The organism is Bacillus sp. MYb78, assembly GCF_002975115.1.
GTDB classification, from domain to species: Bacteria; Bacillota; Bacilli; order Bacillales; family Bacillaceae_G; genus Bacillus_A; species Bacillus_A cereus.
Genome location: NZ_PCOB01000001.1, coordinates 405,092 through 417,111, shown reverse-complemented (window position 1 = coordinate 417,111; position 12,020 = coordinate 405,092). Strand labels below are relative to the sequence as shown.

Here is a 12,020-nt window from a genome sequence, read left to right as displayed (position 1 = left end):
AACCATCGAATGTTTTTATTGACGATAAATAATGTAAGCGTTATCATTAAGGTGATAACAGTACATATAAAGGGGAGAATGTATATGTTAGTTCAAACTATATTCGGAATGGATAAGTCTAAAAAATTAGGGGAGTATGTGAACGCATTACAAGCACTTTGTGAACAATATAATGTTGAAACAGATAAAATTGCGATTATTGAGGCAACAGAGGAATACTATTTATTTTTAGTAAAGCAAGAAGAGCGCTATGATGTTGTCAAGGTAGAAACAGTTGATACAAATATTGAATATTATACGAAAGCTTATAAAATAAGCAGTTTTAATCATACTGCTTATCAAATGTAAAAAAACTCCCTTTTGGGAGTTTTTTTAGGAGGCTTTTACTTCGTTAGATTCGATTAGTAATGGAACTTTTTTCGTACCGCTTAACTTAGCGATTGTAAGGCCAAGAAGAGCTCCTGCTAATGCTGGTATTAGCCAACCGATTCCTTCATTATATAAAGGGATAAATTCAAAATATGGTGTGATGAATGAAACTGAAATACCACCTTGTTTTAATCCATCAAATACGCTCACTACAGCTGCTCCGATTAAAGCACCTACATAAACAGAGCGATATCCACCGAAGTATTTATGAAGTAATGATAGTAGTACGAGTACAATCGCAATTGGATACACAACAAGTAGAATTGGAACAGAGATTGCGATAATTTTTGTTAAACCTAAGTTGGCAACTAATAATCCTAATGCGCAAATGATACTCGCGAATGTTTTGTATGAAAATGTAGTCAATAATGTTGAAAAATATTGGCTGCACGCAGATACGAGTCCAACGCATGTCGTTAAACAAGCGAGTGTAACGATAAGAGATAATAGGAGCAAACCGTACGGACCGAATAATTGTTGTACGATAACAGTAAGTAGCTGTCCGCCATTTTTTGCATATCCGAGAGAGACACTAGTTGCCCCAAGCCAGCCGAGTGCACCATATACAAGTACGAGTCCTGTAGCGGCAATAAGCCCTGCTTTTGCTGTGGCGATGGCAATGGACTTACGATCATTCACACCTTTAGAGCGAATTGCATTTACAACGATAATTCCAAATGCAAGTGCTGAAATGGTGTCCATTGTTAAGTACCCTTCCATAAAGCCTTTGAAGATTGGAGAAGTTTGATACTCTTGCATAGCTGGTCCTGATTGCCCAAGTGGTGTAAAGACACTTTTAACAAACAATAAGAAAATTGAGAGTAATAAAATAGGTGTTAATATATTTCCAATACGATCGACAAGTTTAGATGGATTTAAACTCAGCCAAAATACGATAGTAAAGAATATGATTGTATATACAAATAGCACTAGGCTGCTAGAGCGGATTGTTTCTGGTAAGAAAGAACTAACACCCATTTCATAAGCAACATTTGCAACACGTGGGATGCCCATGGATGGACCGATGGCAATGTATACAACTACTGTAAAGAAAATTCCGAATAATGGGTGAACATGACTTGCAAGTTGCTGCATCCCATTTCCTGATAGAGAAATTGCGATAACAGTTAGTAGTGGTAAGCCAACGCCTGTTAGTAAAAATCCAATCATTGCTGGCCAAAAGTTTTCACCTGCGTTTTGTCCAAGCATGGGAGGGAAAATTAAATTACCTGCCCCAAAAAATAAAGAAAATAGCATAAGACCCGTGAAAAAAATATGTTTTTTTGATACAGTGTTCATTGTTTTTCCTCCTTTTTTAAATTCATTTGTAAGAACACAAAAAACTCGTCCCTAAAGAAAGGGACGAGTTATATTTACCCGCGATACCACCCTAATTTACACATGTAGAAATAAATCTATATGTATACGGCTTTGCAACGTACAACATGATACGTGTTCCTTGTAACGGGGGACGGCCGGTAAGAACTTACTGTAACATTCGGTTCTACTTCTCGGAGATGATTTTCGGTTACGCACTGAACGTTGGCTTTCAGCAAATCGCCAACTCTCTGGGGAACAGTTCTATAACGTACTCGTTCTCGTCAATGAATTTTTATTCAAGTATTCTGACAGTATTGTTGCATGTTTTTTTTAGAAAGTCAATATGTTTTTTGAAAGATATATTTATATACGGAAATATCGAAAGTAATATTCGTTGTTGCAAAAGGAATAATGAATTGTAAAATGGGAGTAAAAATTTGTGGAGAATTGTAAAATTTATAGAGAAAGTTGATATTTATAGGAGTAAAGAAGGGATTATTTGAATTTACAGAGAATATTACAACAATCCACTTGCTGGAAAGAACAAACCAAAAGAGGTGACTGAAATGCTTGCGATGGGAGTATTATTTGGCATTATTGCTATAATTGGTTTTATGTGGTTATATTATTCGCGTTCGTTTAAACAAGCAGAAGTTTTACTCTTTCAAAAAGGTAGTTTGTTGACAAATCAGTCTAGATATTTAGTATGTCCGAAGTGTGGAAGTGCACAGGCCAGAAGTGGAGGATATCAAGAGTGTTGCAAAATTAGATTATGAAAGAAAGGAAGCCTCACATTATTTTGTGAGGCTTCCTTCCTTACAACTTCATGGCGCTCCAAATTGTCCATCGATCTCTTTCAATAATAGGAGAGACGTTTTGTAATGCGGTCTGTATATGTTGTAGAAGTTGAGAAAGTTCATCATCTGTTAACTCATATAGAATGGATCGACCTGTTCGAGGAGATAAATCTTGTAGCAATGCTTCTACAGAATCATGTATTTTTCGTACTTCCCATTGTGTTTGTGTGGGAAGCACGTGAAGAGAATGTTTTTGTAATTCTTTCTGTATCGTGTTGGTTTTTGGACGTCTTTTTGACTCTATTTCAATGAGTTTTGGAAATATAGAGAAAAAATATCCACGAATGTGTTCGGGACTTCCTGGAACTGTACAATCTTCAATCGTTCGATCTTGTAAAATAAGTACACCGTTTTTATTTAATATACGAGAAGCTTCACATAAAAATGTAGGAATGTCTTGTAAATGATGAATAACTGCACGAGAAATAACTATGTCGAATGTTTCATTAGGGTATGGGATATTATGTGCATCATCCTGGATGAAAGAAATATTTGGAAAGTTGCTGCAATTTTCTTTTGCAGCTTGTAATATTTCTTTTGAAAAATCAAGTCCCACAACATTTTTGGCTCCCATAAGAGCAAGTTCTTTCGTATAAATCCCGCCACCGCAGCCAATATCAATTATTTGCTTGTTTTGTATGTCTGTAATGTTTTTTACCATTTCAGCCCAAGAAATATGAGCGTTTCTTGTTGCGTATGTGTATTTATTATTTGGATCATGAAAATTAATGGACATGATAAAGACCTCCTTTCAATGATTAGTATAACTTATTTAATAGGATGTCACGTTTTTGTTTTATGTATGAAGATTATAAGAATTTCTTATCGTAAAAGGAGGATTAATTTGAAAGGGAAATATGTATTGTTGTTATTTGTTATGTTACTAGCAGCTTGTGGTCAAGCTGAGCAAAAAAAAGAAACAAAAAAAGTAGAAGAGACGGTGAATGAAGTGAAAGAAACAATAGAGGTAACCGTTATACAAAAAAAACATAAAGAGAAAAAGTTGCAGGAATCAGAAGCGAAGTTAGTAATAGACATTTTGGATAAAGCTGAGAAACAAGAAATAACCGGAAGCTTCGGTGAACCTGAATATGAAATACAAATTAGTAGAGATGGGAAAAAAGAAACTTATTATGCATGGTTAAGGGGAGAAGATAGACGAGGATGGGTGCAATATAAGAAAGCTATGTATATGTTGAATGAAAAAGATACGGAAAAGCTTTTGGCTATATTTCCAAATGTTTCAGAACAAAAAGAAGATGAGATGCAGGTAGGTCCTTTAACGGAAGTAACAAAAAAAGATTTGCAGATTACTACGTTTCATATTAAAGCGGGCGATCAAAACGTGAATTATATGGTACGGTATACGATTTCACAATCACTATACAACAAGTTAGTGAAGGAACGAGAGTATTATTTGCAACTCACTTTCCCAGAAAAAGTTCAAAAATTAATTGGAGCAAAAGAGAGTGAAATGATTTTAGGTGAAAAAGTAAAGGAAGGGTATAAGCAATATGAATTGCATGCTACTGTTCCGATAAAAGGTGCTTCAGAATCACAATTAAAATCATTAGAAACATATTACGAAAAGTATGATTTGAAAATATTAAACAGTGAAAAAGAAAAAATAGGCGTGTTTCAAAATATAATTCAAATCGTTAAAGAGTATGGTGAAAAAATGAATTTTCAAAGATAAAGTGAGACTTTAATCGGCAGAGGATGCTCATTTTTCGTTGATTAATAGTCTTTGCCAATTCGGCGTTGATTCCCGCTTAACTTCTTTGTTCCAACTGAATTTTGAGATAAGATCCTTATTGGCTGTAACTGAATTGAAATTCTATATAGCCTTTCCTAGGAAATGATAATAGAGAGGGGAGAAGAACACCCTCTCTATTATTTTGCTTTTGCAGATGGCTCATTCATTGATTTTCGTGTAATAAGAAATGAAATCATAAGAGCGGAAAGAATGATAAGAGTGATAAGTAAGTGATTTGGCAACCAATCTAATAATAATACATAGCTCACTGTATAAAAAATAAGAGTTGAAGCTAAAAATGATAAAACACTTATTATGAGAGATTGTAAATTCATTCGTATATACCTCCTTTATTTATATTTTTGGCTAAAAATGGATTAAATAAACATTATTTCTAACAATAGAAAAAAATATGTCATAATAGAGAAAAGAACAAGCTTTGATGAATGAATATGATTCATTAATGAGAGATAAAGGAGAGGAATATGAAAAATAATAAAAAAGGATTATGGGGAATTATTGTTGCGATAGGTCTATTTTTACTGTCTAAGTTAAAGTGGGTATTTGCAATTTTTAAATTAGCAAAGTTTTCAACGGTATTTAGTATGTTTCTATCGCTTGGCGCATACGCAGTTCTATATGGTTGGAAATTTGGAGTGGCGCTCATTTATTTGTTGTTTGTTCATGAAATGGGCCATTTATGGGCTGCGAAAAGAAAGGGGATCCCAACATCGCCAGCAATCTTTATTCCGTTTATGGGGGCCCTTATTGGAATGAAAGAGATGCCGAAAAATGCGAAAGATGAAGCTTACATCGCCTATATGGGGCCGCTTTTCGGACTTCTTTCATTTTTACCAGCGATCCCACTTTATATAATGACGCAAGAGCCGTTTTGGGCGCTTGTTATTTTGCTTGGAAGTATGATTAATTTCTTTAATTTAATTCCTGTTTCGCCGCTAGATGGTGGGCGAATTATTTCAGTTGTCAGTACTAAAATTTGGGGAGCAGGCCTTATTTTATTACTTGGCTATTCAATTTACTTTAAAAGTATTTTGGGAGGATTTATTGTTATTATCGGTTGTATGGAATTATACAGAGTGATAAAGAGAGATGAGCCGATTAAGGAATTAGGGCATAAAATTGATGGAATGAAAGAATATGTTGCTAGGCTTGAAAAGGAATTAAAAGAAACTGGAGCTGTACATCGGACTATATACATGATGCATCATGAGATGAATGCATTAAGACAAAGTGAACGGGAAAAAGAGTTACAAATAGGTGAACTTCAAAAAATGGAAGTGTTAGAGTATCTTTTACCGAAGTTTGAACCGTTAGATTATGTTCCATATGAAGATGAAATAGATGAGTATACTATTCACATAAGAGAAGCATTTGAAGCGTCAGAAAGAAAATTAAATGAATGGAAAACAGAAAAGGAACAACAAGAAAACTATTATAAAGTGGATACGAAAACGAAATGGACAGTATTTGCTTGTTATATCGGATTAATAGCTATACTTGGTTATACAGCTTATGAAGGTTATATTGTTTTACAGGAGCATTTGCCAAGACGAAATGTGTAGAAAAATATTGTCGAAATGATAGGAAGAATTAATACAGGAATTATATTTCTACGAGAGAATGTTACAAGTATAGTCATACATTGTAATATCTTTAGTAGAGAAGGAGTTCTGTATATGAAGAAATTGTTAAGTGTATTCGGGATTATTATCGTAATGATCATTGCGAGTTATAGTCTTATGAAAGTGCTGTTACATTATGCGAATAAGCCTGCTGAGGTAAATACAATAGCTCGAGTAGAAGATGTGCAAGAAGAGACAAAAGTGCTAGATTTTATTCGAATGACACATGAAAGCTATAATAATTTCTTAAATTACGGTAAAGCAGAGAATTATACAGACGGGGATTGGAAGCAATTTAAGCAATGGTTTCAACAACAAGAACCATCTTTAAAAAATATACATACGGAAATAAAGAATGAAAAAATAAAACGCGATGTAAATAGAAGCTATGAAATTGTAAAAAAAGGTGTGGAACTTCAAAATATTGAGTATGTAGTGTATGCCCACCGTGTATATCATGACTTGGATATTATCGTAAATAAATATAGAGGTGAAACGAATATCTGGGGGTATACGGAGTTTGGCGATGGGAAAGATAGAAAGGTAATTGAACAAGCTATACAAACAAAATAATAAGCTAGCTAGAATTCTAGTTAGCTTATTTTCTTTTGTAAATGCAATGTTCATATATTATTCACAAAAACAACGTGTTAATAGTGATTAAAATCACAATCTGCATTATAAGATTCAGTTAAACTAAAAACAGTTAAGGAAATAGAGGAGTGGGATACAATGTTAAGTGCAAAAACAATTGAAATCGTAAAGTCAACAGTACCATTATTACAAGAAAAAGGCGTTGAAATTACAACGAGATTTTATCAAATTTTATTTTCGGAACATCCGGAGTTATTGAATATTTTTAACCATACGAATCAGAAAAAGGGAAGACAACAACAAGCGTTAGCGAATGCTGTTTATGCAGCTGCAACGTACATTGATAATTTAGAAGCAATTATTCCAGTTGTAAAACAAATTGGTCATAAGCATAGAAGTTTAGGTATTAAAGCTGAGCATTATCCGATTGTAGGTACATGTTTACTACGTGCCATTAAAGAAGTCGCAGGTGCACCTGATGAAGTTTTAAATGCATGGGGAGAAGCATATGGTGTCATTGCTGATGCATTTATTAGCATTGAAGCAGAGATGTATGAAGAAGCTGCACATAAAGAAGGTGGATGGAAAGACTTCCGCAACTTTGTGATTGTTAAAAAAGTGAAGGAAAGCGATGTTATTACGTCATTTTATTTGAAACCTGAAGATGGAGGGAAAGTTTCTTCATTCATCCCAGGTCAATATGTAACGGTTCAAATCAATATTGAAGGTGAGACATATACACATAATCGTCAATACAGTTTATCTGATGCACCTGGGAAAGAATATTATCGTATTAGTGTAAAGAAAGAAAAAGGTGTAGATACACCAGACGGTAAAGTGTCTAATTACTTACATGAACATGTAAAAGAAGGAGATGTTTTACCAGTAAGTGCACCAGCGGGAGATTTCGTGTTAAATATGGATTCAACATTACCAGTTGTACTAATTAGTGGTGGAGTAGGGATTACACCGATGATGAGTATGTTAAATACGTTAATTGAACAAGATTCAAAACGTAATGTATATTTTGTTCATGCAGCAATAAATAGTAATACACATGCAATGAAAGAACACGTTAAGGCAGTAGAAAATGAATATGAACAAGTTAAAGCATATACTTGTTATTCTGCACCGACTGAAAAAGATTTAGAAATGAAGAACTTTGATAAAGAAGGTTTCGTTGAAAGCGAATGGTTAAAAACTATTATTCCGACAACTGAAGCAGAATTTTATTTCTGTGGTCCAGTAGCATTTATGAAGCATATAAATGCTGCACTAACTGATTTAGGTGTGAAACAAGAGCATATTCATTATGAATTTTTTGGCCCAGCAACAAGCTTACAATAAGACGGATGAGAATAAATAAAAAAACGAGGTATTTATTTTACCTCGTTTTTTATTTGTTCTCGTAATAAACGGTTAACTGTTTCACGGCGTATGCCTATCAGTTGACCAATTTCAGTTTGTGTTAATATTTCATATATAGGAATGTCACCTAAATATAATGTGAACCATTCTTGTAAACGATGAAGACGTTCTTTTGGTGAGACGGTTGTCAATTGATCAATTCGTTGTTGCATCATTCTTAATTTCGATTGCAATTGCATAGCGATGTTGGCATATGATTCAGGATTTGCTTGAAGTCTCTCATACCATTCACTACTAGTAATTGGTTCCACTTCTGTTTTTATTAAAGCGATAGCTGTACCGTGATATTCTTTCGGTGAAATTAAAGAATGATGAGGTATCGTTTCGCCTGGAACGATAATGTTGAATAAAAATGGTGTTCCGTCTTCTTCTAACCGAACTACTTTTAATAAGCCTGTTTTTATAAAGTATAAAGGACCGTCCTCACCTTGACGGAATAGTACATCTCCTTTGTGTAGAATCAATGTTAGCCCCCCATTAATATGTTTCTATTTCTTCTATTTTAGCGTATATGTATATAGACAATATGCTATTTCAACAGCAATTTCATTGACGAAATGTATGCTATTACAGTAGTATACTATTTAGTGTGTAATAGTACTAGCAATGAATACGCTGTAGGGGGTTTAGTATATTGTTAGATGCGATGAGAATGACGGATATGAGAATTCCGGCGAATGCTATCATTCATGTAGAAGAGATGAAAGGTGGAGTCGTTTTATCCGTTGAAGTAGACGGCCAAATTATTTATACGATGGCTTATGATGAAGAAACAGATAGTTATGCTGAATTATATGATCGAAATGATAAGAGGGCGTGCCAAGTACATGAAGACTTTATGGGATGGTCACTTCTTCACTAAAAAAGATGTCAATATGACATCTTTTTTTATTAAATCGATAGAATATACAAAGAAATGAAATATAAGGATAAAATTTGTAATAATTGATTTTGCATTGTTAGCACTCTGTAACTGCAAGTGAACTATTTTTTCGCTATCATAAAGATAACAGTCGCAGTTATAGGAGTGGTCAACTTGAAGAAAGTACATATTTCAAATTATATGTTATTATGTGTTTGTTTAATTTTATTTGTTCTCCTCGGAGGATTTTTATATTCATGTGTATAAGAAAAACGCATTCTAAAAAGAATACGTTATAAAAGGGAAATAATGATTAATCTAGTTCCAAGAATAATTAACGTAATACGTAATAAATTAATTACGGCGTTACCACTTAGTTTTGTATTAATGTAAGCCCCGATTTTTCCGCCGATCCATGCACCAGGAATAAGGATTAATGCATAAATCCAGCTGACATTTCCAAGTGAGATGTGAGTTGCAGAACTTACAATTGCTGATAGAAATACGATGAACATTGAAGTTGCTACTGCAATATGTGCTGGGAATGCAAAAAGAAGCATCATTGCTGGAACAAGTAAGGCACCGCCACCAATTCCAAATAACCCAGATATAAACCCAACTATAAAGGCAATAAAGATAGCAAGAAACGGTGGGAATTGGTAGTGTACAGTATTTCCATCATTATCTGTAAAAGAACGCTTAATTACAGACGTATTTGAGAGGGAAAGAGGTTTTAACTTGTCTCGAAGCATAAGTAGAATTGAGACGAATATAAGGAAAATCCCAAAGTATAAAGAAAATGTGTCTTGGTTTAAAAATTTATTTGCCCATGATCCGATAATACCACCAGGGCCGCTTCCGATAAATAAAATAAGTCCACTTTTATAATCTACTCGTTTATGCTTCATGTAAGTAAGGGTGGAAGATAGCCCTGTAAAAACGACTGTTACCATAGAAGTCCCTACTGCAAGTTGTGGTGATAAACTGTGTAATCCAATTAATAACGGAACAATAATAATTCCGCCTCCAAGCCCAACTAGGCTGCCGACTGTCCCGGCGATTAGTCCGATGAAAAGTAACATGATGTATTCCAAAATTGCCAACTCCTCTAAATAACTTATCCACCAATTATTATACACGCTTTTTAATGAGAAATAGGCTTGTTCACAAAAAAGTCGTCTTCCTAGAAAAATAAGGAAGACGACTTTTGATTAGAAAACAAAATGTAATAGATAGTAAAACAGAGCAGCTAAAGAAGCTGAAATAGGAAGTGTAATAACCCATGTAATTAACATACGTTTTGCAGTTCCCCATTTTACCCCTTTCACACGGTGAGAAGCACCAACCCCTAAAATAGAAGAAGAGATAACGTGCGTCGTACTAACCGGTAAGTGAATGAATGTTGCACCGAAAATAACAAGTGATGATGATAAATCGGCAGCTACACCATTTACAGGACGAATTTTCATAATTTGTCCACCGACAGTTTTAATAATTTTCCATCCACCGACAGAAGTACCAAGCCCCATTGCGATAGCACAAGATAATTGTACCCAGAACGGAATATCGCTAGAAGTATGATAGTTATTAGCCATAAGAGCCATCGTGATGATTCCCATTGCTTTTTGTGCATCATTCGTACCGTGTGTATAGGCTTGTAATGCTGCAGTGAAAATCTGGAATATACGGAAGTTTTTGTTCGTTTTCGTTAAGTTAAAGTTTTTAAAGACCACTTTAAAAATACTGTATACGATATAACCAATAACGAAAGCGATAATTGGTGAAATGATTAAAGCTTCAAGAATTTTAATGAATCCTTTAAGGTTTAATGAGCTAATACCAGCAGCAGCAATGGCTGCACCTGCGATTGAGCCAATAATTGCATGCGAAGAACTACTTGGGATACCGTAGTACCAAGTAATTAAGTTCCATGCTATCGCCGCAAGTAAAGCAGCTAAAATTACAAGAGAACCATTTTGTAAAGCAAATGGGTCAACGATATCTTTTGTAATCGTTTTTGCTACACCTGTAAATGTCATTGCACCTAAAAAGTTCATAATAGCTGCCATAATAATTGCATGTCTAGGCTTTAGAGCTTTCGTTGAAACAGCCGTTGCAATAGCGTTTGCTGTATCGTGAAATCCATTGATAAAGTCAAAAGCTAAAGCGCAAATGACTACTAAAACGGTCAGTATCAAGAGTGTATCCATGATCAAACTCCTTACGCGTTCTTCATAATAATTGTTTCTAATACGTTTGCAACGCTTTGACAGCTATCAGCTACTTCTTCAAGCTCTTCGTAAATCTCTTTAAATTGAATAATCTTAATCGGATCTTTCTCACGAGAGAATAAGTGCTTAATCGCATGACGACGAATATCATCGCATTGTGATTCGTAATCCTTAATCTTGATTGCGTTCGTACGAATGTCGACTAACTTCTTTTTAGACAGCAGTTCAACAGAATTTGCAATTTCAATTGCACATTGATTAATTGCTTCTACGAATTTAATCATGTATTCATCAGCTTCTGTAATAGAATACATTTCGAACAGACCAGCACTGTGATCTAATCCGTCTAATACATCATCCATACTCATTGCAAGTTGTAGGATGTCCTCACGTTCAATCGGAGTAATAAACGCTTTGTTTAGCTCCATAATGATTTCGTGAATAAATGAGTCACCTTTTGACTCATACTCTTTCATGCGCATAGAAAACTCTTTTAAATCGCTAGCATTTTTAATTTTATACTCCACGAAAAATTGCGCGCCTTCTTTTAAATTTTCGGAAACATTCATTAACATTTCAGAAAATTTATCTTTTTTTGATTTAAAGACCATTATTGTTACCCCCACAAAAGTAATATATGTAAAATATATTGGCTAATCAATTCTAACAAAAAACTGTCGTTTTTTAAAACATTTTATCGAAAAGTTTACAAAAACTTAACATAACTCTCGTTGTTCTATTAATAATATTAATATCCAATAGTGAATATCTTACTTGTAGAATGTCCTTTTCTTGCAAAAAGTATGAATGTAAAAGAAAAGCTTTACACTATAGGAATGACTACGTTATTATAATAAATTTAAAAGGCGGTATATTCTGCCTTTTAAAAAGAAGAGTGTA

Annotated in this window: 14 protein-coding genes and 1 other annotated feature; of the genes, 7 read left to right on the top strand and 7 right to left on the bottom strand. The window is 34.2% G+C overall.

From position 1 onward, the window contains the following. Nucleotides 1-9: 9 nt before the first annotated feature. A complete protein-coding gene (locus CQ064_RS02210) occupies nt 10-348 on the top strand; it encodes a DUF3922 domain-containing protein (RefSeq protein WP_140340060.1) in 339 nt (112 codons plus the stop codon). Between the two features lie 24 nt (nt 349-372). Here CQ064_RS02210 and brnQ3 read toward each other — a convergent pair whose 3' ends face one another. Beyond that, nucleotides 373-1,728 carry a branched-chain amino acid transport system II carrier protein BrnQ3 gene (gene brnQ3 / locus CQ064_RS02205; RefSeq protein ID WP_001099168.1) on the bottom strand — a complete coding sequence of 452 codons (1,356 nt, stop codon included), beginning with the start codon at nt 1,726-1,728 and terminating at the stop codon, nt 373-375. Nucleotides 1,729-1,784: 56 nt separating this feature from the next. After that, nucleotides 1,785-2,043: a binding site (T-box leader), on the bottom strand. A gap of 272 nt (nt 2,044-2,315) precedes the next feature. Here brnQ3 and CQ064_RS02200 point away from each other — a divergent pair. Then, complete coding sequence (locus CQ064_RS02200) at nt 2,316-2,525, top strand: hypothetical protein (protein WP_000880630.1); 210 nt, start codon at nt 2,316-2,318, stop codon at nt 2,523-2,525. Between the two features lie 40 nt (nt 2,526-2,565). Here CQ064_RS02200 and CQ064_RS02195 read toward each other — a convergent pair whose 3' ends face one another. Further along, nucleotides 2,566-3,342, bottom strand: a complete 777-nt coding sequence (locus CQ064_RS02195) for a class I SAM-dependent methyltransferase (protein ID WP_000026289.1) — start codon at nt 3,340-3,342, stop codon at nt 2,566-2,568. Nucleotides 3,343-3,450: 108 nt separating this feature from the next. Here CQ064_RS02195 and CQ064_RS02190 point away from each other — a divergent pair, with 108 nt between their 5' ends. Then, nucleotides 3,451-4,302 carry a YhfM domain-containing protein gene (locus CQ064_RS02190; RefSeq protein WP_000677051.1) on the top strand — a complete coding sequence of 284 codons (852 nt, stop codon included), beginning with the start codon at nt 3,451-3,453 and terminating at the stop codon, nt 4,300-4,302. A 197-nt stretch (nt 4,303-4,499) separates the two neighbouring features. Here the strand turns inward: CQ064_RS02190 and CQ064_RS02185 are convergent, their stop codons facing one another. Next, nucleotides 4,500-4,697 carry a hypothetical protein gene (locus CQ064_RS02185; RefSeq protein WP_001053359.1) on the bottom strand — a complete coding sequence of 66 codons (198 nt, stop codon included), beginning with the start codon at nt 4,695-4,697 and terminating at the stop codon, nt 4,500-4,502. 150 nt (nt 4,698-4,847) lie between these two features. On the opposite strand from CQ064_RS02185, the gene CQ064_RS02180 reads away from it, so the two are divergent. The 3 genes from CQ064_RS02180 (at nt 4,848) to hmpA (ending at nt 7,946) form a co-directional block, all read left to right on the top strand. Beyond that, nucleotides 4,848-5,945: a site-2 protease family protein gene (locus CQ064_RS02180; RefSeq protein ID WP_000794494.1), complete on the top strand. Its 1,098-nt coding sequence runs from the start codon at nt 4,848-4,850 to the stop codon at nt 5,943-5,945. 114 nt (nt 5,946-6,059) lie between these two features. Further along, on the top strand, nt 6,060-6,578 hold the full coding sequence (locus tag CQ064_RS02175) for a hypothetical protein (protein WP_000735529.1): 519 nt from the start codon (nt 6,060-6,062) through the stop codon (nt 6,576-6,578). Nucleotides 6,579-6,737: 159 nt separating this feature from the next. Further along, a complete protein-coding gene (hmpA, locus tag CQ064_RS02170) occupies nt 6,738-7,946 on the top strand; it encodes an NO-inducible flavohemoprotein (RefSeq protein WP_000947339.1) in 1,209 nt (402 codons plus the stop codon). Between the two features lie 32 nt (nt 7,947-7,978). Here hmpA and CQ064_RS02165 read toward each other — a convergent pair whose 3' ends face one another. Further along, on the bottom strand, nt 7,979-8,491 hold the full coding sequence (locus tag CQ064_RS02165; RefSeq protein WP_000600585.1) for a Crp/Fnr family transcriptional regulator: 513 nt from the start codon (nt 8,489-8,491) through the stop codon (nt 7,979-7,981). 170 nt (nt 8,492-8,661) lie between these two features. On the opposite strand from CQ064_RS02165, the gene CQ064_RS02160 reads away from it, so the two are divergent. Further along, complete coding sequence (locus CQ064_RS02160) at nt 8,662-8,889, top strand: hypothetical protein (RefSeq protein WP_000883009.1); 228 nt, start codon at nt 8,662-8,664, stop codon at nt 8,887-8,889. Between the two features lie 293 nt (nt 8,890-9,182). On the opposite strand, the gene CQ064_RS02150 is transcribed toward CQ064_RS02160, so the two are convergent. From CQ064_RS02150 to CQ064_RS02140, 3 genes are all read right to left on the bottom strand, one after another. Continuing rightward, nucleotides 9,183-9,983, bottom strand: a complete 801-nt coding sequence (locus CQ064_RS02150) for a sulfite exporter TauE/SafE family protein (RefSeq protein WP_000455762.1) — start codon at nt 9,981-9,983, stop codon at nt 9,183-9,185. A gap of 117 nt (nt 9,984-10,100) precedes the next feature. Next, nucleotides 10,101-11,099 (bottom strand): inorganic phosphate transporter, encoded by a 999-nt coding sequence (locus CQ064_RS02145; protein WP_000380276.1) that lies wholly within the window; start codon nt 11,097-11,099, stop codon nt 10,101-10,103. Nucleotides 11,100-11,110: 11 nt separating this feature from the next. Beyond that, nucleotides 11,111-11,731 (bottom strand): DUF47 domain-containing protein, encoded by a 621-nt coding sequence (locus CQ064_RS02140; protein ID WP_000231445.1) that lies wholly within the window; start codon nt 11,729-11,731, stop codon nt 11,111-11,113. Between the last annotated feature and the right edge of the window lie 289 nt (nt 11,732-12,020).